23 protein-coding genes are annotated in these 24,692 nt (G+C 63.5%); 9 read left to right on the top strand and 14 right to left on the bottom strand.

Annotated elements, in window-relative coordinates; translation table 11 throughout:
- Positions 1–9: 9 nt before the first annotated feature.
- Positions 10–771 carry a class I SAM-dependent methyltransferase gene (locus tag R2B70_RS19860; RefSeq protein WP_411646964.1) on the top strand — a complete coding sequence of 254 codons (762 nt, stop codon included), beginning with the start codon at positions 10–12 and terminating at the stop codon, positions 769–771.
- 80 nt (positions 772–851) lie between these two features.
- Here R2B70_RS19860 and R2B70_RS19855 read toward each other — a convergent pair whose 3' ends face one another.
- The 4 genes from R2B70_RS19855 to rhlB all read right to left on the bottom strand — a co-directional run bounded on the left by R2B70_RS19855 (position 852) and on the right by rhlB (position 5,104).
- The gene (locus R2B70_RS19855) at positions 852–1,094 is read right to left on the bottom strand and encodes a Rho-binding antiterminator (RefSeq protein ID WP_279982207.1); all 243 of its coding nucleotides are present in this window, start codon (positions 1,092–1,094) and stop codon (positions 852–854) included.
- A gap of 30 nt (positions 1,095–1,124) precedes the next feature.
- Positions 1,125–2,108, bottom strand: a complete 984-nt coding sequence (locus R2B70_RS19850; RefSeq protein WP_318162300.1) for a DUF4382 domain-containing protein — start codon at positions 2,106–2,108, stop codon at positions 1,125–1,127.
- 202 nt (positions 2,109–2,310) lie between these two features.
- Positions 2,311–3,801: a guanosine-5'-triphosphate,3'-diphosphate diphosphatase gene (gene gppA / locus R2B70_RS19845; RefSeq protein ID WP_042079209.1), complete on the bottom strand. Its 1,491-nt coding sequence runs from the start codon at positions 3,799–3,801 to the stop codon at positions 2,311–2,313.
- A 13-nt stretch (positions 3,802–3,814) separates the two neighbouring features.
- Positions 3,815–5,104 (bottom strand): ATP-dependent RNA helicase RhlB, encoded by a 1,290-nt coding sequence (gene rhlB, locus R2B70_RS19840; RefSeq protein WP_042079208.1) that lies wholly within the window; start codon positions 5,102–5,104, stop codon positions 3,815–3,817.
- A gap of 113 nt (positions 5,105–5,217) precedes the next feature.
- On the opposite strand from rhlB, the gene trxA reads away from it, so the two are divergent.
- From trxA to fre, 5 genes are all read left to right on the top strand, one after another.
- Positions 5,218–5,544, top strand: coding sequence for a thioredoxin TrxA (trxA, locus tag R2B70_RS19835; protein ID WP_042079207.1), 327 nt, complete (start codon positions 5,218–5,220; stop codon positions 5,542–5,544).
- Positions 5,545–5,748: 204 nt separating this feature from the next.
- Positions 5,749–7,014: a transcription termination factor Rho gene (gene rho / locus R2B70_RS19830; RefSeq protein ID WP_042079206.1), complete on the top strand. Its 1,266-nt coding sequence runs from the start codon at positions 5,749–5,751 to the stop codon at positions 7,012–7,014.
- A gap of 108 nt (positions 7,015–7,122) precedes the next feature.
- Complete coding sequence (locus R2B70_RS19825; RefSeq protein WP_318162299.1) at positions 7,123–8,127, top strand: hypothetical protein; 1,005 nt, start codon at positions 7,123–7,125, stop codon at positions 8,125–8,127.
- 33 nt (positions 8,128–8,160) lie between these two features.
- The gene (ubiD, locus tag R2B70_RS19820; RefSeq protein WP_318162298.1) at positions 8,161–9,630 is read left to right on the top strand and encodes a 4-hydroxy-3-polyprenylbenzoate decarboxylase; all 1,470 of its coding nucleotides are present in this window, start codon (positions 8,161–8,163) and stop codon (positions 9,628–9,630) included.
- Between the two features lie 155 nt (positions 9,631–9,785).
- A complete protein-coding gene (gene fre, locus R2B70_RS19815; RefSeq protein ID WP_010672373.1) occupies positions 9,786–10,484 on the top strand; it encodes an NAD(P)H-flavin reductase in 699 nt (232 codons plus the stop codon).
- A gap of 139 nt (positions 10,485–10,623) precedes the next feature.
- Here fre and ubiK read toward each other — a convergent pair whose 3' ends face one another.
- A complete protein-coding gene (ubiK, locus tag R2B70_RS19810; protein WP_010672374.1) occupies positions 10,624–10,881 on the bottom strand; it encodes a ubiquinone biosynthesis accessory factor UbiK in 258 nt (85 codons plus the stop codon).
- A gap of 301 nt (positions 10,882–11,182) precedes the next feature.
- Between ubiK and R2B70_RS19805 the strand changes: the two genes are divergently transcribed.
- A complete protein-coding gene (locus tag R2B70_RS19805; protein ID WP_318162297.1) occupies positions 11,183–13,600 on the top strand; it encodes a VolA/Pla-1 family phospholipase in 2,418 nt (805 codons plus the stop codon).
- Positions 13,601–13,760: 160 nt separating this feature from the next.
- Here R2B70_RS19805 and glpG read toward each other — a convergent pair whose 3' ends face one another.
- Both glpG and glpE read right to left on the bottom strand, forming a co-directional pair.
- A complete protein-coding gene (glpG, locus tag R2B70_RS19800; RefSeq protein ID WP_318163381.1) occupies positions 13,761–14,594 on the bottom strand; it encodes a rhomboid family intramembrane serine protease GlpG in 834 nt (277 codons plus the stop codon).
- Between the two features lie 29 nt (positions 14,595–14,623).
- Positions 14,624–14,947 carry a thiosulfate sulfurtransferase GlpE gene (gene glpE, locus R2B70_RS19795; RefSeq protein ID WP_124244180.1) on the bottom strand — a complete coding sequence of 108 codons (324 nt, stop codon included), beginning with the start codon at positions 14,945–14,947 and terminating at the stop codon, positions 14,624–14,626.
- 163 nt (positions 14,948–15,110) lie between these two features.
- Here glpE and R2B70_RS19790 point away from each other — a divergent pair, with 163 nt between their 5' ends.
- On the top strand, positions 15,111–15,704 hold the full coding sequence (locus R2B70_RS19790; RefSeq protein ID WP_010672378.1) for a LysE family translocator: 594 nt from the start codon (positions 15,111–15,113) through the stop codon (positions 15,702–15,704).
- Here the strand turns inward: R2B70_RS19790 and R2B70_RS19785 are convergent.
- From R2B70_RS19785 to R2B70_RS19760, 6 genes are all read right to left on the bottom strand, one after another.
- A complete protein-coding gene (locus tag R2B70_RS19785) occupies positions 15,683–16,528 on the bottom strand; it encodes an AraC family transcriptional regulator (protein ID WP_318162296.1) in 846 nt (281 codons plus the stop codon). The two genes, R2B70_RS19790 and R2B70_RS19785, sit on opposite strands and share 22 nt — an antisense overlap.
- Before the next feature lie 82 nt (positions 16,529–16,610).
- Positions 16,611–17,312, bottom strand: a complete 702-nt coding sequence (locus R2B70_RS19780; RefSeq protein WP_010672380.1) for an ABC transporter ATP-binding protein — start codon at positions 17,310–17,312, stop codon at positions 16,611–16,613.
- A 10-nt stretch (positions 17,313–17,322) separates the two neighbouring features.
- The gene (gene livG / locus R2B70_RS19775; RefSeq protein WP_010672381.1) at positions 17,323–18,096 is read right to left on the bottom strand and encodes a high-affinity branched-chain amino acid ABC transporter ATP-binding protein LivG; all 774 of its coding nucleotides are present in this window, start codon (positions 18,094–18,096) and stop codon (positions 17,323–17,325) included.
- Positions 18,093–19,361 (bottom strand): high-affinity branched-chain amino acid ABC transporter permease LivM, encoded by a 1,269-nt coding sequence (locus tag R2B70_RS19770; protein WP_318162295.1) that lies wholly within the window; start codon positions 19,359–19,361, stop codon positions 18,093–18,095. Before R2B70_RS19770 ends, livG begins: the two co-directional genes overlap by 4 nt.
- Positions 19,362–19,455: 94 nt before the next feature.
- On the bottom strand, positions 19,456–20,382 hold the full coding sequence (livH, locus tag R2B70_RS19765; protein WP_042074019.1) for a high-affinity branched-chain amino acid ABC transporter permease LivH: 927 nt from the start codon (positions 20,380–20,382) through the stop codon (positions 19,456–19,458).
- A gap of 64 nt (positions 20,383–20,446) precedes the next feature.
- Positions 20,447–21,568, bottom strand: a complete 1,122-nt coding sequence (locus tag R2B70_RS19760; protein WP_209794964.1) for a branched-chain amino acid ABC transporter substrate-binding protein — start codon at positions 21,566–21,568, stop codon at positions 20,447–20,449.
- Positions 21,569–22,003: 435 nt separating this feature from the next.
- On the opposite strand from R2B70_RS19760, the gene R2B70_RS19755 reads away from it, so the two are divergent.
- Positions 22,004–23,008 carry a substrate-binding domain-containing protein gene (locus R2B70_RS19755; protein ID WP_209794963.1) on the top strand — a complete coding sequence of 335 codons (1,005 nt, stop codon included), beginning with the start codon at positions 22,004–22,006 and terminating at the stop codon, positions 23,006–23,008.
- 90 nt (positions 23,009–23,098) lie between these two features.
- Here the strand turns inward: R2B70_RS19755 and norR are convergent, their stop codons facing one another.
- Positions 23,099–24,625 (bottom strand): nitric oxide reductase transcriptional regulator NorR, encoded by a 1,527-nt coding sequence (gene norR, locus R2B70_RS19750; RefSeq protein ID WP_318162294.1) that lies wholly within the window; start codon positions 24,623–24,625, stop codon positions 23,099–23,101.
- Positions 24,626–24,692: the final 67 nt, after the last annotated feature.

The following is a 24,692-nucleotide window of genomic DNA, read 5'->3' as shown; positions in this document are numbered from 1 at the left end:
GTCCGTGTTATGCCCCATATTCAGGTTTTCAGTGAAGTCCCCGCCCGCGATGGCGAGCTCGACGCCCTGCGGCTGCGGCTGGCCGGGGTGGAGTTTCCGGCCCCCTTCGCGCTGGTGCTGACCGAGGCACGGCTGGAGCTGCGCAAGCTGGACGAGCCCAAGCTGGGGGCCGTCTATGTGGACTTCATCGAAGGGGCTGTGGCCCATCGCCGCAAGTTCGGCGGGGGGCGCGGCCAGTCCATCGCCAAGGCGGTGGGGCTGAAGTCGGGGGCCATGCCGACCGTGGTGGACGCCACCGCCGGGCTCGGTCGCGACGCCTTCGTGCTCGCCTCCCTCGGCTGCAGGGTGACCCTGATCGAGCGCAGCCCCGTGGTGGCGGCCCTGCTGCAGGACGGCCTGGCGCGGGCGGGCCAGGATCCCGAGATAGGCCCCTGGGTGCGCGAGCGGATGCAGCTGCTGCACGGGCCGGCGGTGGAGACCCTGCTGGCGCTGACCGAACGGCCCGACGTCATCTACCTGGATCCCATGTTCCCCCACAAGCAGAAGTCGGCCCTGGTGAAGAAGGAGATGCGGGTGTTCCAGTCCCTGGTGGGGGCCGATCTGGACGCCGACGCCCTGCTGCCGGCGGCGCTCAGGATGGCGGAGAAACGGGTGGTGGTGAAGCGGCCGGACTACGCGGGCTGGCTCAACGAGCACAAGCCGAGCATGGCCATCGAGACCAAGAGCAACCGCTTCGACGTCTATGTGATGGCGGCGCTGGCGGCGGGCTGAATCGAGCGCGCTTGAGTCAAGGTGTCAGATAGCAAGAGGGCCCGCAGCGCGGGCCCTCTTTCGTTGTTCGCACTCGGCGGCTAGAAGCGGATCCGCTTCTCTTCCCCCTGCCAGAGCAGCTCCAGACTCGCCAGATCCGCCAGGCTGAGGCGCTCGCCGCCTTGCAATAGCAGGTACTCGACGCCTTCTCTGGCCTCGATGGTGCGGATCCTGTCTGCCCACTGGCGGCCGTCCCGACCGGTGAGGGTGACCGGCAGCTGCCAGCGGGCGGCGATCTCGAGCCAGTCGTAGAGGTCGCAACTGATGGGTTGATACCCTGTCATGGTGCTTCTCCTACCTCGGCCCCAGGCCCGTCACTGGAAATTGATGCTGGTGGTCGGGGCCGTCACCGGCTGCGCCTTCAGCACCTGCTCCAGCTGCAGCGGGTCGTTGGCCAGCTCGGGATCATCCTCGTCGCCGTTGCAGACCAGCACCATGTCGTAGCTGCCGAGGTTGACGAAGCCCAGCTCGTAGCCGTAACCACCACCCGTCAGGGGAACGACGGGGGCGCTGGCGTAGAAGCCGTTGTCGAGGTCGGCCATGTCGGGATAGGCGTCATCTCCCACAGGGCGCAGCTCGTCGTAGAAGTAGACGAAGGCCTTGTCGGTGAGCTGGCCGCCGCAAAGCCCTGCCGCCACCGTGCCCCTGACGGTGGCGACCTCGGTGTTGTTCACCAGTCGCACCCCTCTGGGCTTGAGCTTGTAATGCTCCTCGTGGCCCGGCAGCACCATGGAGTGGCGCAGGTCGAACTCTGTGGTGAAGGCGCTGAGGCCGTTGGCGGCGATGGTGAAGGCATCCAGCTTGAGCTCGTTGCTCGGCACCTCCAGCGGCTTGATCACGCCGTCATCCTGCAGGACGTAGGAGTAGGGTGTGCCATCCAGGAATTGATTGCCTGCATCCCGGCCATCCAGGATCCGCAGCCGCATCTGGCTGTAGTCGCCGGGGACCACGCTCTGGCTGGCTAGCAGGGGGCGGCTGCTGGAGCCCGGGTATTTCAGCAGATCGATATAGGTGAACAGGGGATGGCCTGAGGCGTCCAGAGGGATGATCTCTCCCGTCGGCGTGCAGCCATCGTCCTGGGCCGATGTCAGGAAGCTGGCGGTGGTCCAGGCCAGCTCGCTCCCCGAGACGGGGTGGATGCTGATGTTGGAGACGGCGATGCAGACCTTGCTGACCGAATCCACCGGGGCATCGGAGAAGGCCAGGGACATTTCGGCATTCTGCTGGCTGTTGTCGTCACTGCCGCCACCGCAGGCGGTCAGCAGGGCAGTCAGGGCTATCAGGGGTAAATGTTTCATGGTTTCCGTTCCTGTGAGAGAGACAACTCAACTCTAGCCGAGCCGCTGGCACAGGCTAGATGGCAGGAGGGAGCGGAGAACCGGAATTGGGTTGAAAGTACAATAAAATCAACGGTAAGGCGTTGAATGGCGCCAATGATGGCTGCGAAAGGGATTGTCGGAACGGGCGGGAAAAGAAGCGAAGCGGGCGCAGGGCGCCCGTTCAGGCTTCCAGCAGGCGGGTGGACCAGCCCATCTTCTGCTGGCGCTCCACTTCCAGGCGCAGCTCGCTGGCCCGCAGGTAGTGCTCGTCCAGCCAACCTCTGGGCAGGGTCAGGGTCAGGGCATCCTCATCGGCCTGCAGCATGAACTGGGGCACTGTACCCTGGGTGCGGCGCATGCAGAGGATCAGGGAGATGCGCAGGATGCGGGCCAGCCGGATCGCCTGGCGAGCCGTCACGGCGCCCTGTTTCTCCAGCGGCTCCAGCTTGAAGTCGTCCCGCTGGTTGAGCAGCAGGGCCGACAGCAGCTTCTTCTGGGCCGGGGTGAAGCCCGGCATGTCGATGTTGTCGATGATGTAAGCGGCGTGTTGCGGCGCCTTCTTGTACTCGATGCAGAGCCCGATCTCGTGTAGCAGGGCCGCGTAGCGCAGGATCGGGCGACCGTAGCGCTTGGAGAGGCGCCAGGCTGGCTGCAACTGGGTGAAGGCCTGGATGGCGGTGTCGCGCACCCGCTCGGCGTGTTCCTTGTCCAGCTGGTAGCGGCTGATCAGGCTGTCGGCGGTGCGATCCCGGGCGTCACAGTCGTGATTGTTGCCGAGCAGACCGTAGATCAGCCCCTCGCGCAACGCCCCACCCGCCAGCGTCATGCTCTCGATGCCGAGGGTCTCGAAGATGGCGATCAGGATGGCGAGGCCGGAGGGGAACACGGTCAGCCGCTCGGCGGCCAATCCTTCCAGCCGCAGTTGATCCAGCCTGCCGCAGGCGATGGCCTGACCCATCAGCTCCTGCAGTTTCGGCAACGTGACCCGCTCGCTCTTCCCCTGGGCCAGCATGATCTCCTGCAGCGCCTGGACGGTGCCGGAGGCGCCGACGCAGGTGCGCCAGCCGAGGGCGCGGTAATCTTCCGCTACCTTCTCCAGTACCGCCTTGGCGCCGGTGATGGCCTGCTCGAAGCGGGTCTCGGAGAGCTCGCCGTCACCGAAGTGGTTGTTGAGCCAGGTGACGCAGCCCATGTGCAGGCTGTTGAGCAGCTTGGCCTCGCTCTGCTCGCCGATCACCAGCTCGGTGCTGGCGCCGCCGATGTCGATCACCAGCCGGTTGCCTTCCCCGGCCGAAGTCCAGGAGACCCCCTCGTAGATGGTCTTGGCCTCTTCCTCGCCCGAGATGATCTCGATGCTGTGGTTGAGCACCCGTTCCGCTTCGCTCAGGAATTCGTCGACATTGGTGGCCAGGCGCAGGGTGGCGGTGCCGACGACCCGGATGTTGTCGGACGGGATGTCCTGCAACTGCTCGGAGAAGAGGCGCAGACAGTCCCAGCCCCGCTCCATGGCGGCGCGATTGAGGCGGAAGTCGGCATCCAGGCCGGCGGCGAGGCGAACCTTGCGCTTGACCTTGGTGACGGTGCGCAGGGCGCCGGCGACCTCGCGCACCACCAGCATGTGAAAGCTGTTGGAGCCGAGGTCGATGGCGGCATAGAGAGGCGAGTTGTGCAACTTGGCCAGTCCCTCAGTTCTTGCGGGGCGGACGGCGGCGGTTGTTGCTGTTGCCGCCACCCTGGCGATCCCGCATGTTGCGGTTCACCGGCTGACGGTTGCGGAACACCCGTTTCGGGGCGGTCACGTCATCCAGCAGCGCCTCGCGGTCGTACTTGCTGACCGGGATGGGGTGGTGGATGTACTCCTCGATGGCCGGCAGGTTGAAGGCATAGTCTTCACAGGCCAGGCTGATGGAGTGACCGCTCTTGCCGGCGCGGCCGGTACGGCCGATGCGGTGGACATAGTCCTCGGCGTCGTCGGGCAGGTCGTAGTTGAAGACGTGGGTCACGTCCGGGATGTGCAGACCGCGGGCGGCCACGTCGGTGGCGACCAGGATGTCCAGCTGACCCTTGGTGAACTCGTCCAGGATCTTCATCCGTTTCTTCTGGGGCACGTCGCCAGTCAGCAGGCCGACGCGGTGGCCGTCGTTCTCCAGCCAGGCGTGAACGTCTTCACAGACGTGCTTGGTGTTGGCGAAGACGATGGCCTTCTCCGGCCACTCCTCTTCCATCAGGGAGAGCAGCAGCAACATCTTGTCTTCGTTGGAAGGGTAGAAGAGCTCTTCCTTGATGCGCACGCCGGTCATCTGTTCCGGCTCGACCTGCACGTGTTCCGGGTGGTTCATGTGCTCGTAGGCCAGCTCCTGCACCCGCAGGGAGAGGGTGGCGGAGAACAGCATGCTCAGACGCTCGGTGGCGGGGGGCATGCGGCGGAACAGGAAGCGGATGTCCTTGATGAAGCCGAGATCGAACATGCGATCCGCTTCGTCCAAGACGACGACCTGGATGTTGCCGAGATCGATGACCTTGGACTTGAAGTAGTCGATGATGCGGCCCGTGGTGCCGATCAGGATGTCGACGCCCTGCTCCAGCACGGCCAGCTGCTTGTCGTAACCTTCGCCGCCGTAGGCGAGGCCGAGTTTGAGACCGGTCGAGGCGGACATGCTTTCCGCGTCGTTATAGATCTGGACCGCCAGCTCCCGGGTCGGGGCCATGATGATGGCGCGCGGCTGGTTGACGAGGCGCGGCCTGGTCAGCGGATGGGTCAGCAGATAGTTGAAGGTCGCCGCCAGGAAAGCCAGGGTTTTGCCGGTTCCCGTCTGGGCCTGGCCGGCGAGGTCATGACCTTCTACCAGCAGCGGCAGGGAGAGCGCCTGGATGGGCGTGCAATAGTGAAATCCCTTTGATTCCAGACCAGCCAGAACTTCGGGTTCGAGGCCCATTTGGGCGAATTTTTCGGTCGTTAGATGTGTTTTGCTCATGGCGGTAGGTTATCAGGTTAGGCTTGCAATAATAAACAGGATCATTTCAAATAGGGCAACTATTGCCTTTGTTGAACCATCAATAAAGCCTTAATTACTGACTGGAGTTGGAGATGAGTGACAAGATTGTTCAGCTGAGCGATGCCAGCTTCGAGGCCGATGTAATCAAAGCCGACAGCCCCGTTCTGGTCGATTTCTGGGCTGAATGGTGTGGTCCGTGCAAGATGATTGCCCCGATCCTGAACGAGGTTGCTCAGGAATACGAAGGTCGCGTGACCGTGGCGAAATTGAACATCGATCATAACGCCGACACTCCGCCCAAATACGGCATTCGCGGTATCCCGACCCTGCTGCTGTTCAAGAATGGCGAAGTGGCAGCGACCAAGGTCGGCGCCCTGTCCAAGACGCAGCTGAAAGAGTTCCTGGACGGTAACCTGTAATAATCAAGAAGGAGCGCATTGCAATAATGCGCTCCTTGTGTTTTATCACCTAGACGCTCATCCCGATTGGTGCTAGTTTATCGCTCGTTTGCTAACCTTTTTGCCTGACTCTTTGCTTCACAAGCCTGGCAAGTCAAATCCGATCAGCATCAATCCAGCAGACTGTCTCCTCATTTCAATCCTTGCTTACAGACTTTCACCACTATGAATCTGACTGAACTTAAGAACACTCCTGTGTCCGAGCTGGTACAGCTTGGCGAATCCATGGGGTTGGAAAATCTGGCTCGGGCGCACAAGAAAGACATCATCTTTGCCATCCTCAAGGCGCACGCCAAGGGCGGTGAGGACATCTTTGGCGACGGTGTGCTGGAAATCCTGACCGATGGCTTCGGCTTCCTGCGTAGCGCAGACGGCTCCTACCTGGCCGGCCCGGACGACATCTATGTCTCCCCGAGCCAGATCCGCCGCTTCAACCTGCGCACTGGCGACACCATCTCCGGCAAGATCCGGCCGCCGAAAGAGGGCGAGCGCTACTTCGCCCTGCTCAAGGTCAACGACGTCAACTACGACCGTCCGGAAAACTCCCGCAACAAGATCCTGTTCGAGAACCTGACCCCGTTGCACGCCAACGAGCGTCTGCGCATGGAGCGGGGCAACGGCTCCACCGAAGACATCACTGCCCGCGTGCTGGATCTGGCGTCCCCCATCGGCAAGGGCCAGCGCGGCCTGATCGTCGCACCGCCCAAGGCCGGTAAGACCATGCTGCTGCAGAACATCGCCCAGAGCATCGCCTACAACCACCCGGACTGCGAGCTGATCGTCCTGTTGATCGACGAGCGTCCGGAAGAAGTGACCGAGATGCAGCGGATGGTGAAGGGCGAAGTGATCGCCTCCACCTTCGACGAGCCGGCCTCCCGTCATGTCCAGGTCGCCGAGATGGTGATCGAGAAGGCCAAACGACTGGTCGAGCACAAGAAGGACGTGGTGATCCTGCTGGACTCCATCACCCGTCTGGCCCGTGCCTACAACACCGTCATCCCGTCCTCCGGCAAGGTACTGACCGGTGGTGTGGATGCGAACGCCCTGCACAGACCCAAGCGCTTCTTCGGCGCGGCCCGCAACGTCGAAGAGGGCGGCAGCCTGACCATCATCGCCACCGCGCTGATCGACACCGGCTCCAAGATGGATGAAGTCATCTACGAAGAGTTCAAGGGGACCGGCAACATGGAGCTGCACCTCTCGCGCAAGATCGCCGAGAAGCGCACCTACCCGGCCATCGACATCACCCGTTCCGGCACCCGCAAGGAAGAGCTGCTGACCGCGCCGGACGAGCTGCAGAAGATGTGGATACTGCGCAAGATCATCCACCCCATGGGGGAGATCGACAGCATCGAGTTCCTGATCGACAAGCTCTCTGCCACCAAGACCAACGACGAGTTCTTCGACTCCATGAAGCGTCAGCAGAAGTAACTGCCTCTTGGCATGACAAAACCGCGGCCCAGGTCGCGGTTTTTGTTTATCTATTTCACGGCTGGCTTAGTAGTATGTGAGCCTAGATGTCACAAGGACAGGGACGTCATGAAGCTGGTATTGCTCATATGGATTGGTTGCCTGCTGGCCACCCAGGCGCACGCCGATACGCCGCCTCGGCTGCAGGCACCTCTGGTGGCGGACGAGGGGCTGCAGGGTCACCGCGACTACCTGAACAGCCGGCTGGCGCTGGGGCAGTTTGATGCCATGGACTCGCTGCTGGCATCGCTGGCGGTGGGGCAGCGGGAGTACCTGCTGTTCCGGTTGCTGGGCGATCTCAAGTCGGCCGAGGCCCCCAGCCCGGCGCTGATCGCCTGGGTGCGGGAGCAGGCCGCCAAGGCACCGCAATGGCTGGTGGAGGGGGAGGTGGACGGTTTCCTGGTCCAGCTGCCCGCCTATGACTTTGCCGCCGAGGCCAGGCTGGTGCTCCATCACTGGCAGCAGCTCGCCTGGCAGGGCAACTACCGCCAGCTGCTGGAGCAGGATCGCTTCGACTTCAAGCAGATCTACTACAGCCGCAATCCGGATCTGGCCCGGCAGCAGCAGGCGCTGCTGACGGTGCTCGAGCGGCAGCCGCCGTCCGTGCTGCGGCGCGAGGCGCAGCGGCTCGCCACCCTCAACCTCTTCCTGCCGGACAACCAGCTGCTGCTGCACTTCATCGAGCGGACGGGGGACACCGCGCTCTATCTCAAGCTGTGGCGCCAACCCGTGGATCACGACAGCCTGGCGGCGCTGCACACCATTCCCCGCTTCTACTCGGGCCAGGAGGCGAGCGATCTGCTGATCGCCGCCAGCCGCAACGGTCGCCTGATGGTGCCCGCCCTGCACCAGCTCAGCCGATTGTCACCGCTGCCGGACGGGGCACAGCAGTATCTGCTGGTGGAGCTCGGCAAGCATCAATATGGCGGGCTGGTGGCCGGACTGCTGCTGGAGATGGACGAGCCCAGGCTGCTGGGGCAGCTGGCGGACAGGCTCACCCGGCAGGAGCGGCGTCACGCCTCGTCCGTCATGATGTCCGATACGGGTACACCGGATTCCCGGCCGGGGTTATAATGCGGGACCTCCTGATCCCGCTAGGGTACCTGCATGAAATACAAGGACTTGCGTGATTTCATCGCGCAGTTGGAACAAAAAGGCCAGCTCAGGCGCATCAGCCGCGAGATAGACCCCTATCTGGAGATGACCGAGATCAGCGACCGCACCCTGCGGGCGGGCGGTCCGGCCCTGCTGTTCGAAAATCCCAAGGGTCATACCATGCCGGTGCTGACGAACCTGTTCGGTACCCCGGATCGGGTCGCCATGGGCATGGGCCAGCCCGACGTCGGCGCCCTGCGCCAGGTGGGCATCTGGCTCTCCTACCTGAAGGAGCCGGAGCCGCCCAAAGGCTTCAAGGAGCTGATGGAGAAGCTGCCGATCTTCAAGCAGGTGCTCAACATGCCGACCAAGCGGCTCTCTTCCGCCCCCTGTCAGCAGGTGGTGCTGGAGGGGGAGGCGGTGGATCTGGACCAGATCCCGATCCAGCACTGCTGGCCCGGCGACGTGGCACCCCTGGTCACCTGGGGCCTCACCATCACCCGGGGCCCCTACAAGAAACGCCAGAACCTCGGCATCTATCGCCAGCAGAAGATCGGCAAGAACAAGCTCATCATGCGCTGGCTGGATCACCGGGGCGGCGCCATCGATTTTCGCGAGTGGCAGGAGGCCCATCCGGGCGAGCGCTTCCCCGTGGTGGTGGCGCTCGGCGCCGATCCTGCGACCATACTCGGCGCCGTGACGCCGGTGCCGGATACCCTCTCCGAATACGCCTTCGCGGGTCTGCTGCGGGGCAGCCGCACCGAGGTGGTAAAAGCCATTAGCTGCGATCTGGAGGTGCCGGCCAGCGCCGAGATCGTGCTGGAAGGCTATCTGGAGCCGGGGGAGATGGCCCCCGAGGGGCCTTACGGCGATCACACCGGCTACTACAACGAAGTGGACGAGTTCCCGGTCTTCACCATCACCCACATGACCATGCGCCGGGATGCCATCTACCACAGCACCTACACCGGCCGTCCGCCCGATGAGCCGGCGGTGCTCGGGGTGGCGCTCAACGAGGTGTTCGTACCGCTGTTGCAGAAGCAGTTCCCCGAGATCGTGGATTTCTACCTGCCGCCGGAGGGGTGCTCCTACCGGATGGCGGTGGTGACCATCAAGAAGCGTTACCCTGGCCACGCCAAGCGGGTGATGCTGGGGGTCTGGTCCTTCCTGCGCCAGTTCATGTACACCAAGTTCGTGATCGTCTGCGATGACGACATCAACGCCCGGGACTGGAAGGACGTTATCTGGGCCATCACCACCCGGATGGATCCGGCCAGGGACACCACCCTGATCGAGCACACCCCCATCGACTACCTGGACTTCGCCTCGCCGGTCTCCGGGCTCGGCTCCAAGATGGGGCTGGATGCCACCAACAAGTGGCCGGGGGAGAGCAACCGGGAGTGGGGGCAGCCCATCGTCCAGGACGAGGCGGTAAAGCAGAAGATCGATGCCATCTGGGACGAGCTGAAGATCCTCGACTGAGGGATCCCCGATGGGGCGCGGCCATTGTGACGCAAAAGTGCGGTATTGCCGTGCCGAATTGGGTATGCTCGACGGACCTGACCACCAACTGGTCGCCATAAAAACAGTGAAACCATGAGCGAAGCGGGCCGGGCAGGCCCCTCACAAGGACAAGAATGCAACGTATCAAGTGCCGCGTAGAGGAACTGCGCGAATATGTCGACACCATCTGGCACGTGGCGCTGGCGCCGCAGCAGGAGGTGAGCTTCAAGCCGGGCCAGTATCTGCTGGTGGTGATGAGCGATTCGGACAAGCGCCCCTTCTCCATCGCCAACTCGCCGACCCGCTCCGGCGTGCTGGAGCTGCAGATCGGTGCCACTCCCGAGAATGCCTATGCCGGTCAGGTGTTGGCCCGCATGCGCGAGCAGGGAGAGATCGAGGTCGAGCTGGCCGCCGGCAAGGCGTTCCTGCGCGATGAGTCTCCCCGTCCGCTGATCCTGATGGCGGGCGGCACCGGCTTCTCCTATGCCCGCGCCATCTTGGAATACCTGATCGGCAGCGGCAGCAAGCGTCCGGTGTTCCTCTACTGGGGGGTACGCCAGGCGCACTGGCTCTACGAGCTGGAGCAGATGCAGCAGTGGGAGCGCGACTATGCGCCGCTGACCTTCATTCCCGTGGTGCAGGAGCCCGAGAGCGACTGGACCGGCAGGACCGGGCTGGTGCACAAGGCCATCATGGATGACTTCGTCAGCCTGCATGACTACGACATCTATGTGGCGGGCCGCTTCGAGATGGCCGGTGCCGCGCGGGAAGAGTTCAAGGTGCTGGGCGCCGAGCCCGAGCGCATCTTCGGCGACGCCTACGAGTTTATCTGACCACGGCCAACCGCAGAGCGTCGATCTGCCCCCTTATCGTCTTGCGAGAGAAGGGGGGATGAGAAACTCGTTGTCCCCATAAAAACGACAAACCCCAGCCTGGCTGGGGTTTGTGCTATCTACGGCGGGTCACGCCGGATCATTCGCCCTTGGCAGCGAGCTGCTGCTCGAGCTGGGCCAGCTTGGCCTCGAGGGCGGTCAGCTTCTCCCGGGTGCGCAGCAGCACCTTGGTCTGCACGTCGAACTCCTCGCGGCTCACCAGATCCAGCTTGTTGAGCTGGGCCTGCAAGACCTGACGGGTCTTTTTCTCCACCTCTTCACCCATGCTGCGAATGCCGGGGGGCAGGGCGTTGTGTATCTGTTTGGCGATCTCTTCCAGTTTTTTCGGGTCGATCATGGGGGTCTCCTTAAGCAATGGCGCCATTCTACCGACAAATCGTCCCCTTTGCCGAGATCGGAGCGGCTTTTTGCGCCATGGATCCAGCCGGGCTCTGGTCGGGTCTGGTTGATGCACCCTGGCTGCTACCCTGTGACGCCGGGGATCAATTCCAATTCCTTGATGGTGTACACAAAAAAATCAGATCAGATGACTGACCAGAGGCTTATTAATTGTTGCGTTGCTGTTAATATGATTCGGTCGGGTTTGAACCCTACCCCGTCAGGCTCATCATGGATAACAACATAAAAGAGATAAGGATATGAAGAAAAAGCTAATTTACGCGGCCGTCGTCAGTGCGCTGCTGAGCGGTTGTGGTGGCAGTGACGACAACACAGGCGATACCTCAAGCTATCTCGATTATCTGCTGAGCGGCTCCAATGCAGTCCGACCCAGCGCCCTGGCAGCCCGTGCGACCGACGGTACCCTGAAATTCTCCACGGAAACGGCGGATCTCTCCAACCCGGTGTCCGCCCTCTCCACCCTGGATGGCTGGTCGACTACCCAGGCGATCCAGATTGTGCCGGTGACGGCCTCCGGCATCCAGGTCAAGGCGCCGGCCGCTGCTGAATTCGCAGCCTCCGTGGCACCCCTCTACCTGATGGAGCTGGAGTTTGACAGTGCTGCCCTGCGTCCGAGCGGCGTGAAGAAGGTGCTGACCTACGGGGTGGACTTCGTGGTGGCCGAGACGACCGGCAAGCTGAATCTGGTGCCGCTCAAGCCGCTCAACCCCTCTTCCTACTACATGATAGTGGCGACCGATACCCTCAAAGACAGCACGGGTGCCCCCCTGCGACCGGGTAGCGACTACAGCAACTACAAGACCAGCACCGGCAGCAACGCCCAGGAGCAGACCATCAGCGGCCTGATTGCGCTGCAGGAAGGGCTGTTCAAGGCTGCCACCGGTATCACCAGCGACCACGTGATCTTCTCCGACTGGTTCGGTACCCAGTCCGGCGCCGACGTGCTGGTGGCGGTGAAAGGGGCGGCCGCATCCGTGCTCAAGAGCCCGACCCTGGACGCCGCCGCTCTGTGGAAGCAGGACGCCCTGGGCAATACCAGCCTGCCTGGCACCTATACCCTGTCGGTGAGCGGCGGCAGCCCCTTCCTGACCCAGCTGGACGCCGAGAACTTCCTGCCCCAGGAGCAGAAGGATGCGATTGCCGCCGCTTTTGGTGACGGCACTCCACTCCACAATCTGGCCTTGGGTACCACCGTCTACAGCGGTACCGTCAAGCTGCCCTACTTCCTCTCCTCCCCGGCCACCGCCGGCTCCTGGGACAAGGCGAAGACCCAGTCCTGGCACGGTGCCATCCCCAGCCTCTACGCCATCGCGAACGCCCTGAAGGCCCAGGATGCCGAAGTGATCGGCGGCCTGGTGGGGGCGGGTGTGGATCCGGCCCTGCTGGGCGAACTCATCGCCGATCCGAGCCGTCAGGCCGAGCTGCTGGCGGAGGCGAGCAAGCTGATCGGGGTGACCCTCACCTCCGGCGGCAAGGCGCTGGATCCCGAGATGAATATCGGGCGCTTCAACCCGCTGCCGGCACTGGAAGAGGTGCAGTCCGTCCCGATGCGGATCTTCGCCGCCGCGCCGCTGGCGAACATCACCGACGTGATCATCTATCAGCACGGCGTCACCTCGGTGAAGGAGAACGCTTATGCCCTGGCCCTTGGCCAGATTGGTGCCGGTGCCCAGGCGAGCAAGAACGTGGCCGTGGTGGTGATCGATCATCCGTTGCACGGTGAACGCGGCTTCGCCCTGACCGGCAGCATGGACTCGGTGACCACCTCCGACAACCCGACCCCCTACCTGAACCTGAGCTACCTGACCGTGGCCCGCGACAACCTGAAACAGAGCGTGGCGGATCTGCTGGGCCTGCGTCTGGCAGTGGGGCTGGCCAATGCCAAGGGCGCCATCGGCACCGCAGGCAGCCTCAAGGTACACTTCCTGGGTCACTCTCTGGGCGCCATCGCGGGGGCCAACCTGCTGGCGGTGGCCAACCAGTCCATCGGCAATCCCCAGGCTGATGCCCTGTTCAAGTTCGATACCGGCGGCCTGGCCATGCCGGGTGGCGGCATAGCGCCGCTGCTGCTGAACTCGCCGACCTTCGGCCCGACGATCCAGATGAGCGTGCTGACCGCCGGCAGCGCGGCCCTGAAGGCAGCCTTCACCGCCTACGCCCCGAACTGCAAGACGGCGGTGCCGACCTGCTTCGTCAACGAGTTCCTGCCGAGCCAGGATGCGACCACCCAGGCGAGCGCGGCCAGCACCCTGCAGAGCTACAGCTTCGCGGCGCAGTCGGTGCTGGATTCCGCGGACCCGATCAACCTGGGTCGCGGCATAGCGGCGGACTTCCCGCTGTTTGCCACTGAAATCGTCGGCGACGGCGCCCTGAGTCTGTCGGATCGGGTGATCCCGAACAGCATCGCCACCGCCCCCCTGGGCGGGACCGAGCCGCTGTTCAAGATGCTGGCCCTGCAACCGCTGACCGCCACCGGCGCCGCCAGCCACCATGCGGCCCGTTTCGTGGCCGGGGGTCACAGCTCGCTGCTGGCACCGGACGAGGACTTCGATCCGACCGGCGCCGTCACCACAGAGATGCAGAGCCAGTTCGGCAGCTTCTTCGCAAGCGATGGTGCTCTGGTCAAGGTGACCGACGCCAGCCTGCTCAAGCAGTAAGCCGGCCGACCAATAAAAACGCCGCCCCTTGGGGCGGCGTTTTTATTGGCAAATCGGCTCAGGCTGGCCTGTGGTGCCTGTCCAGCCAGCCCTGAGCCAGGCCGAGCAGCAGGCCGATCAGGTGAGCCATGTTGGCCGAGCTGTTGTCGACAACCAGGTCTCACACCGGCCTGTGGTGCCTGTCCAGCCAGCCTTGGGCCAGGCCCACCAGCAGGCCGACCAGTTGAGCCATGTTGGCCGTGGGGGTGCCGAGCATGTCGAAGAAGCCGAGCACCAGCCAGACCAGCATGAAGCCCATCAGGGCTGGCGGCATGGCGAGGCCGCAATCCGGTTTCAGCCTGGTTCGCAGCCAGCTGTAGCCGAGCAGGGCATAGACCACCCCGGAGAGGCCGCCAAAGCGCGGGCCGCTGGCAAAGAACTCGGCGATATTGGGCAGGGCAGCCCCGACGATAAGCAGGATGAACAGCTTGCCGCTGCCGAGGCGCTGCTCTATCTGGCCACCGAGATACCACCACCACAACAGGTTGAACACCAGGTGCAGCACCGAGAAGTGGATGAAGGCCGGGGTGACGTAGCGCCAGGCCTGCCAGTCGGTGAACTGGGCCAGGGTGGGGTGGAAGGCGAGCTCGTCGAAGATGGGCAGGCCGATGGCATCCAGGGCATAGATGGCCAGGCAGGCGATGATGACCACCAGGGTCAGGGGGCCCGCCTGGTGGAGGAAGTCGGTGACCGGATCCGTCATCCCCTTGCTGTAGTCGATCCGGGCATCGGCATGGCCGGATTGCCAGGAGGCCTCCATGTAGCGGGGGTGATTGGGTTCGCTCAGGAAGCGTTTGACCTCCTGCTGGGCCTGGGCGAGGCGCCGTTCGTCCGCCAGCCAGACCGAGACGCCGAGCTCGGACTGGGTCAGCTCGCACGAAATGCCCAGGGTAGCGAGATAATCCACCAGCGCCTGGGCCATGCGGGCGTTATCGAGCACCAGCAATTGGATCATGCCGGTGGAGGAGGAGCGACCCGCCTCTGTCATGCGTCCCCCGCCTGGATGGGGAACTCCCTGCGCCAGGCCTCGAAACCGCCATCCAGGCTATAGACCTCGTCATAGCCCTGTTGCAGCAGGTACTGGGCCACCCCCTGGCTGCTGTTGCCGTGATAGCACATCACGATGACAGGGGTATCGAAGTCCACCTCGTTCATAAAGCGAACCAGGGTGCCGTTGGTGAGGTGGAAGGCGCCGACCGCGTGGGCCGTCTCGAAGGATTGGGGATCGCGAATGTCCACGAGACGGGCTTCGCCTGCGCTCAGCTTCTGGTGGGCATCATGGGCGCTGATATGGGCAAACTGGTCCATTGAGATGTCCTGAAAATGGAGGGTTGAAGGGCAGTTTACCGCAAGCGGCGGTTTGCGCTAAGTGTGCAATGGGGGCGGCATCCAGGGGATCGCAATTTTATTCAATATCGGGCCGCCCAGGCCGGGTAGGCTCAGACTTCCCTCAATTGAACGAGCATCATCCATGGAATTCAGTCTGCTGTTATCCATGGCCGGGTTTGCCCTGGCCATGTCCATCTCCCCGGGGCCGGTCAATCTGGTCGCCCTTGGCACCGGCGCCCGGTACGGTTTCACGGCCAGCCTGCGCCACGTGGTGGGTGCCACCCTCGGCTTCATCCTGCTGCTCCTGCTGATGGGGCTGGGTCTTGGCGGCGCCCTGTCCCGCTGGCCTGTGGCGCTGGGGGCCATTCACTGGGGCGGCGTGCTCTTTCTCGGCTGGATGGCCTGGCAGTTGCTGGTGGACAGCGGCGAGGTGGAGGAAGTGGAGGGCGTGCCCCCCGCCTTCTGGTACGGGGCCTTGATGCAGTGGCTCAATCCCAAGGCCTGGCTCGCCGCCAGCATGGGGATGGGAGCCTATGGGATCGCGGGCGGCATGAGCCAGATCGCCCTCTTTACCGGCATCTATCTGGTGATCTGCCTCGGCTCCATCGCCTGCTGGGCCTATGCGGGCAGCCGATTGCAGGGGTGGCTGGTCTCTCCTCGCCGATTGCGCTGGTTCAATCGGGCCATGGCGCTCTTGCTGCTGCTCAGCGCCGCCTATCTGGTGCGCTCGTCCTGAGGGACGAGCTGCGCTCTGTACTGGCCCGGGGTGGCGGCCACCCGGCGTTTGAACTGGCGCTGGAAGTGGGCCTGATCGGCAAAACCGCTGGCAAGGGCCACTTCCGCCAGGGGCTGCCCCTGGCGCAGCAGGGTGCGGGCGTGGCGAATGCGCTGATCGAGCAGGTAGGCGTGGGGCGTCATGCCGTAGTGGCGGCTGAAGGCGCGCACGAAATGGGAAGGGGTAAGCCCGGCCACCGCACTCAGCTGCGCCAGGGTGAGGGCGCAGGCACTCTCGTCCTGCATCAGCTCGGCGGCTCGCTGCAGGTGCTGGGGAGGGCGGTCATCCCACTTGGCCGGGGTGAGCCTGGCCAGAAGCTGGCGGCTGAAGAGGTGGCAGGCCACCTCCCGGGCCAGGGGATCGGGCTCATCCACCAGTTGCCGGTGAAGTCGGCACAGTCCCCGATAGAGCAGGGGATCCCGGCTTGCGGTCATGTCGAAGGGGCGAAACGCGTTGCCGAGCCCGGCCTCCTCCTGCTGGCGCTGCAACCAGAGGTTGTCGATGTAGAACATCAGATAGGACCAGGGCTGGTCAGCGACGGGATTGCAGGCGTGCACCTCTTCCGGGTTCATCAGCACCAGGCTGCCGCGGCCGACCTCTTGCAGGCTGCGCTGGTTGAGGTAGTGGCTGTGGCCGCCGGTGATGGCGCCGATGGAGAAGTGGGGGTGGCTGTGCTTGTCGTAGCAGACGCGCCGGCCATCCTGCACCGCCCTCGCCTCGATGAAGGGCAGGGCGGGATCGTGCCAGAAGTGGTGCTGATCCTGTGTCGCCCGCGCACGGCTCACAATGTGCTCCTCGGCGGGGGGCTGTTCCCCTGCCGGGCTCGGGGAGCGCGGCAGGGGAAGGGTGACGATGGTTGCTGCATCCTCAGCCGCCGAGATAGGCCTGGCGGACGGCGGGGTTGGCCAGCAGGGCCTCTCCCGTGTCTTGCAGCACCACCCGGCCGTTCTCCAGCACATAGCCGCGATCCGCCAGCTTGAGCGCCTGGTTCGCGTTCTGCTCCACCAGGAAGATGGTCATCCCCTTCTGGCGCAGCTGCTCTATGGTGTCGAAGATCTGCTGGATGACGATGGGCGCGAGTCCCAGGGAGGGTTCATCCAGCAGCAGCAGGCGCGGCTTGCTCATCAGGGCGCGGCCGATGGCCAGCATCTGCTGCTCGCCGCCGGACATGGTGCCTGCCCGCTGCTCCAGCCGCTCGTGCAGGCGGGGGAACAGGGTAAATATCTGATCCAGCAGGCCGCGCTGTTCCGCCTTGTCGACGAAGAAGGCCCCCATCAGCAGGTTCTCCTCCACCGTGAGGCGGGCGAAGATGCGGCGCCCCTCCGGCACCACGGCGATGTCCTTGCGCATGATGCGGGCGGTGGTGAGGGAGTCTATCTGCTCCCCCTCGAACCAGATGGAGCCGCTGCTGGGCTTGGGCTCGCCACACAGGGTCATCAGCAGAGTGGTCTTGCCGGCGCCGTTGGCGCCGATCAGGGTGACGATTTCCCCCTCTTTCACCTCGACGCTGACGTCGTGCAGCGCCTGAATTTTGCCGTAGTGGGTCGATACGTTGCGAAGTTCTAACATCTTTTTGTCCTTACGACTCGCCCAGATAGGCCTTGATCACCGCCGGATTGCTGCGGATTTCGTCCGGTTTGCCGTGGGCCAGCGGGGTGCCCTGGTTGACCACGAAGATACGGTTGGAGATCTCCATCACCAGCTTCATATCGTGCTCGATCAGCAGCACCGAGACCCCGAACTCGTCCCGCAAGTTGGAGATGAGCTCGTTGAGCTCGTCGGTCTCCTTGGGGTTGAGGCCTGCGGCTGGTTCATCCAGCATCAGCAGCTCGGGCCGGGTCGCCATGCAGCGGGCGATCTCGAGGCGGCGCTGCTGGCCGTAAGCCAGGTTCCCCGCGGCGCGGTTGGCGAGATCCTTGAGGCCCACCTTTTCCAGCCAGAAGGCGGACTGCTCCAGCCCCTCTTTCTCGGCGCGGCGGAAGGAGGGGGTCTTGAACAGGCCGGCGATGAAGCCGGTATTGAGATGCCTGTGCTGGGCCACCAGCAGGTTTTCCACCGCTGTCATCTCCTTGAACAGGCGCACGTGCTGGAAAGTCCGCACTATGCCCTTGCGGGCGATGAGGTGGCCGGGCAACCCCTGGATCTCCTCACCCTTGTAGCGAATGACACCGCCACTCGGGCGATAGAAGCCGGTCAGGCAGTTGAAGATGGTGGTCTTGCCCGCCCCGTTGGGGCCGATGATGGAGATCACCTCCCCCTTTTCCACATCCAGCTTGACGCCGTTGACTGCGAGCAGGCCGCCAAAGCGCATCGACAGATCTGAGACATCCAACAATGGTTGATTGTTGCTCATTTACGCAGCTCCATATGGGGTCGACTCATGGGCAGCAGTCCCTGCGGCCGCCAGATCATCATGAATACCATCAAGAGACCGAACATCAGCATGCGATATTCGTTGAACTCGCGGGCGAGCTCCGGCAGCACCGTCATCACGATGGCAGCCAGCACCACCCCGATCTGGGATCCCATGCCTCCCAGCACCACAATCGCAAGGACGATGGCCGACTCGATGAAGACGAAGGATTCCGGGCTGATGAAGCCCTGGCGGGAGGCGAAGAAGCTGCCGGCAAAGCCCGCGAAGCAGGCGCCTATGGTGAAGGCGGTCAGCTTGATGATGGTGGGGTTGAGCCCCAGGGACTTGCAGGCGATCTCGTCTTCCCGCAGCGCCTCCCAGGCACGGCCGAGCGGCATGCGCAGCAGGCGGTTGATGACGAACAGGGTCGCCACTACCAGCACCAGGGCCATCAGGTAGAGGAAGATCACCTTGTGGTTGGCGTTGTAGGCGATGCCGAAGAAGTCGTGGAAGGTGCCAAAGCCCCCATCCTTGACGGTGCGGTTGAACTCGAGCCCCCCCAGGGTCGGTTTCGGAATGCCGGAGATCCCGTTCGGACCGCCGGTCAGGGTGGTCATGTTGTTGAGCAGGATGCGGATGATCTCGCCAAAGCCCAGGGTGACGATGGCCAGGTAGTCCCCCCGCAGCCGTAGCACCGGGAACCCGAGCAGGAAGCCGAAGGTGGCCGCCAGCAGACCGGCGATGGGCAGACACTCCCAGAAGCTCAGACCGAAGTAGGTGTTGAGCAGGGCGTAGCTGTAGGCGCCGACCGCATAGAAGCCGACATAGCCGAGGTCGAGCAGACCGGCGAGGCCCACCACCACGTTCAGTCCCAGCCCCAGCATGATGTAAATCAGGGTGAGAGTGGCCAGATCGATGGCGCCGCGAGAGGCCATGAAGGGCCAGCTCACCGCGAACAGCAGCACCAGCACGGCAGTCAAGTTATAGAGCTTGGGCGCCTCCTCCGGGCTCGGCAGCACCAGCTTGGTGAAGCCGACGGAGAAGCCGCTGATGGAGGCCTGGAACAGGCGCGCGATCTGGCCGCGCAGCATCTGGAACCAGAAGACGAGGGTGGCGCCCCCCAGCAGCCAGGCGAGGGACACATCGAGGCGACTCACCACCAGCAGGCGGGAGCCGTCGGTCTCCAGCTCGAAGCCGAGCAGCCAGAAGGAGAGCACCAGCAGCATCAGGCTGGCGATGCAGGCATGGATGAATTGCTTTTTCATACCTTCTCGACCTCCGGGCGACCCAGGATGCTGCATATGGACATGAACAGCAGCATCAGACAGGTGATAGGTGCATGAATGAATTGATGTTGCATCATACCTTCTCGACCTCCGGGCGACCCAGGATGCCTGTCGGCATGAATAGCAGCACGAAGATGAGCAGGGCGAAGGCCATGACATCCTTGTACTCGGTGCTGAGGTAGCCGGCGGTGAGTGCCTCCACCACGCCGAGCAGCAGGCCGCCCAGCACGGCACCCGGGATGCTGCCGATGCCGCCCAGTACCGCTGCCGTAAATGCCTTGAGACCGGCCATAAAGCCGAGATAGGGGTTGATGACGCCGTAGTACATGCCGAGCAACACCCCGGCGACGGCGGCCAGGGCGGCCCCCAGCACGAAGGTGATGGAGATGACCACATGGGTGTCTATGCCCAGCAGGTTCGCCATCTTGATGTCTTCGGAGCAGGCGCGGCAGGCGCGGCCCATGCGGGAGCGACCGATGAACTGGGTCAGCGCCAGCATGGTGACGAAGGTCACCACGAAGATGATGAGCTGCATGTAGGAGAGGCTGGCCTGGAAGCCGTCCTCGCCGCCGAGGGACCAGCCCCCGGAGATCAGGGTGGGCATGGCGATGTCGCGCGAGCCCTGTGCCATCCGCATCATGTTCTGCAGGAAGATCGACATGCCGATGGCGGAGATGAGGGGGATCAGGCGGTTGCCGCCCCGCAGCGGGCGATAGGCGACCCGCTCTATGGTCCAGCCATAGCTGCCGGTGATGATGATGCTGACCAGGAAGGCGCCCCCCAGCAGCAGCACAGTGCTGTCGATGCCCATCATCATGAGCCCGGCCATCACCATGAAGGCGACGTAGGAGCCGATCATGTAGACCTCGCCGTGGGCGAAGTTGATCATGCCTATGATGCCGTAGACCATGGTGTAGCCGATGGCGATCAACGCATAGGTGCTGCCTATGGTCAATCCGTTCAGCAACTGCTGAACCAGGTAAAGAAGGTGTTCGGACATACCGCGTTCCCTGTACTTGCCCGCAAAGAAAGGAGGGGTGACTCATGTCACCCCGACTGGCAGATTATTTGACTTGAGTGGAGGTTCCGTCGGCGTGCCACTGGAAGACACCGAACTCGAAGCCTTTGAGGTCACCGTTCGGTGCCCAGGTCAGGGGACCCATGACGGTGTCGATCGGTGCGGCCTTGATGGCGGCAGCCACGGCAGCCGGGTCATCCTCACCCGCCTTGGCGATACCGGCCGCCAGGGCCTGCATGGCCGCGTAGGTGGTCCACACGAACGGACCGGAGGAGTCCTGACCCTTGGCCTTGAAGGCTTCCACTATGGAGGCGTTCGCCGGCACCAGGTCGTACTTGTTCGGCAGGGTGACCAGCAGGCCTTCGGAAGCCGGGCCGCCGATGGCGGAGATGTCCTTGTTACCCACGCCTTCCGGACCCATGAACTTGGCCTTCAGACCCTTCTCGCCAGCCTGGCGCAGGATCAGACCCAGCTCCGGGTGGTAGCCGCCGTAATAGACGAAGTCCACGTTCTCTTTCTGCAGCTTGGCGATCAGGGCGGAGAAGTCCTTGTCCCCGGCGGTGATGCCCTCATAGGCCACGACCTTGACGCCGGCCTTGTCCAGGGCGGCCTTCACGCTGGAGGCGATGCCTTCACCGTACTGCTTCTTGTCGTGGATGACGGCCACGCGCTGGGGCTTGACCTGCTCGATGATGTACTTGGCGGCGGTCGGGCCCTGGTCGCTGTCCAGGCCGATGGTGCGCAGGGTCAGCTGGTAGCCGCGCTCGGTGATCTTGGGGTTGGTGGAGGCCGGCGTCACCATCAGCACCCCTTCATCTTCATAGATGTCGGAGGCGGGCAGGGTGTTGTCGGAGCAGAGGTGGCCGACCACGAACTTGACGCCGTCGTTGATCACCTTGTTGGCGATGGCCACGGCCTGCTTGGGATCGCAGGCGTCGTCATAGATGACGGCTTCGATCTGCTTGCCCTTGATGCCGCCCGCCTTGTTGATCTGCTCGACCGCCATCTTGCCGCCGGTGAACTGCATGTCACCGTACTGGGCGACCGGGCCGGTCAGGGGGCCGGCGATGCCGATCTTGATGGTATCGGCCGCATTGGCCATGGATACCGAGCCAAACAGGGCCAAAGAAACCGCTGCCCTGACCGCTATTTTGTTGAAGTTATGCATTGATTCGTCCCTTAATCAGTGAATTGTTTCATTTTATGCACGTCATTCCGAGCCTGTGTCCCGCCAGCCCGGCGATAGATAAGGTTCTATCATTCCTCGCCGTGCAATAACAAGATGTTAAAGATACTAACCGGGTGGGGGTGGAGGGTCGTTTTTTGGAGCAAACAACCTGCCATTTTTTCCGTATCGGGATTAAATTCTGTTTTGGTTGGTTAACATATTCACAACACCGGGTGGTGTGGTGGAAAAACAGAGTAAAAAACTGACGATATTTCATTCTGCGTTCGCTCTCATTTTGACCAAAATTCGTTTGCGCAAAAAGAAATGACCGCCTAGATTAGCCAAGATTGACAATTCACTGGCAGCTCTCGTTAAAACCAAGCCTTTATTCGGGAAATCTGCTACTGTTCCGCCTTTGATCTTCAGGAGACAGAGATGGCCACAATCAAGGATGTCGCCTCACGGGCAGGCGTATCCATCTCCACCGTCTCACATGTACTCAATCACACCCGTCGGGTCAGCGAAGATGCGACCCAGAAAGTGCTTGAGGCGGTGGCAGAACTCAACTACGCGCCCAATTCGGTGGCACGCAGCCTCAAGATAAATGCAACCAAGACCATCGGCATGCTGGTGACGACCAGCGCCAACCCCTTCTTCGCGGAAGTGGTGCAGGGGGTGGAAGCCTACTGCTTCGAGCAGGGCTACAGCCTGATCCTCTGCAATACGGAGAACCAGCCTCCCCGCCAGCAGCACTATCTGCGCATGCTGATGGAGAAGCGGGTCGACGGCCTGCTGGTGCTGGGAACCGACATCGATACCCAGTTCAGGGACATGCTGCGCATCCACAAGAACGTGCCGCAGGTGGTGCTGGACTGGGGCAACGAGTGCGACTTCGCCAACGTGATCAACGACAACGCCCGCATCGGTGCGCGGCTGGCCGTGCGCCATCTGCTGGAGCAGGGCCACACCGACATCGTCTGCATTACGGGGCACCTCGCCAAACCGACTACCCAGCAGCGGCTGGACGGGGTGCGCGATGCCCTGGCCGAGCAGGGCCTGACCCTGAAGGACGAGCAGATCTTCGAGGGAGACTACGAGAGCCAGAGCGGCTTCGATGCCATGCAGCGCATCCTGGCCCTCAAGCCGCGTCCGACCGCGGTGTTCGCCTTCGACGACCCCATGGCCATCGGCGCCATCTGTGCCGCCTGGGAAGCCGGGGTCAAGGTGCCGGACGACATCTCCATGATCGGCTATGACGACGTGGAGATGGCCCGCTTCTCCAGCCCGCCGCTCACCACCATCCGCCACCCCAAGGCCGAACTCGGTCTGCTGGCGGTGCAGCAGCTGGTGAGCCGGATCCGCAACAAGGAGCTGGAAGTCGAGTCCATGACGGTGCAGCCGGAGCTTATCGTGCGCCGCTCGGTCAAGTCCCTGCGCTGATCCCCGCGTCGCCCGCGAGGCAACGCCATGAAAAACCCCCTCCCTCGCGAGGGGGTTTTTGTTTTTGGACTGCTCATATCTGGGGAGTCGTCAGGCCTTGAGGCCGAGCCGCCTGGCGAGCCGGTGCAGGTTGCCGCCGTCCAGATCCAGCGCGCGGGCGGTGGCGGCCCAGTTGCCGTCATGGGCGGCCAGGGTCTGCTCGATGAGCTGGCGTTGGAACAGATCGGTGGCGGCGCGAAGGCCCAAGCCGGCAATGGCCGGGGAGGCGGGCTGGCTGACGGTGTCGGCGGGCAGGGATGAAACCGTGGTCCCCAGGTTGAAGTGGTGGGGTTCCAGGGTCGGCGAGGGGCTGCCCTGTTCGGCCCGCGCCAGCACGGCGGCGCGGTGGATGGCGTGCTCCAGCTCCCGCACGTTGCCGGGCCAGTCGTGGCGTTCGAGCAGTTGCAGCGCTTGGGGCTGGATGCGCAGCCGTTCCAGCCCCAGGCCGAGCCGGCAGCGCTCGCAAAAGTAACCGGCCAGTAGGGGGATGTCGCCGGGGCGCTCGCGCAGCGCCGGGGCCTGGATCGGGAAGACGCTCAGACGGTGGTAGAGATCGGCCCGAAACTGCCCCTCGACCACCGCCTGCTTCAGATCCCGGTTGGTAGCCGCCAGGATGCGCACGTTCACCTTGAGGGGGGTGTCGTCACCGATCCGCTGCAGATCGCCGTATTGCAGCACCCGCAGCAGCTTGGCCTGCAGCGCCAGCGACAGCTCCCCTATCTCGTCGAGAAACAATGTGCCCTTGTCCGCCAGCTCGAACTTGCCCGCCCGGTTGTGGATGGCGCCGGTAAAGGCCCCCTTCACGTGGCCGAACAGCTCGCTTTCGGCCACCGATTCCGGCAGGGCGGCGCAGTTGAGGTAGACCAGCGGGGCCTTGGCGCGCTGGGAACCGCCATGCACCGCCTTGGCGATCAGCTCCTTGCCGACCCCGGTCTCCCCCAGGATCAGCACGTTCAGCTCCGAGTTCGCCACCACCTCTATCTCGTGGCGCAGCCGGGCCATGGCGGGGGACTGGCCGATCATCTCCGGCTGCTCAGGGCCGGGCCGGGTGCCGGGGATCAGGGGCTCGCTGCTCTGGCGGGCGAGGCGTTCCAGCAGCAGGGCATTGTCGAGGGCGGCGGCGGCCAGGGCGCCCACCAGCCGCAGCTCCTCGTCGCTGATGCCGTCGAACTGGGCCGGGTTCATGCCGTCTATGGTCAGGGCGCCGATCAGCGTTTGCTCCGAGAACAGCGGCAGGCCGACGCAGGCGTGCACCTTGAAGTCGTCGTGATCCGGCAGCAGGCCGTCATAGGGGTCGGGCAGGCTGCTGTCGGCGGGGAAGCGCACCACGTCGCCGGCGCGGGCGATGGCCTCGAGGCGCGGGTGATCCCTGAGGGCGAAGCGGCGACCCAGCACGTCCTGCATCAGGCCGTCGATGGCCAGCGGGATGAATTGGCCCCCCTCGTAGCGCAGCAGAGCCGAGGCATCGGAGTTCAGCAGGCTGCGCACGCTCTGGATCAGGCGGTGGAACCTGTCCTGATGGGAGATGCCGAGTTGCAGGTCGAGGGCGATGCGCGCCAGGCTGTCGGTCGAGATCACGAGAATTGTCCAAATGACAGTGTGTTTGTGATTTTGACTATATGTGGTGATTGTCTAAATGACAATA

This window comes from Aeromonas sp. XH (genome assembly GCF_033348475.1).
Classification (GTDB): domain Bacteria; phylum Pseudomonadota; class Gammaproteobacteria; order Enterobacterales; family Aeromonadaceae; genus Aeromonas; species Aeromonas sanarellii.
This window is presented reverse-complemented; position numbering and strand designations above follow the sequence as displayed.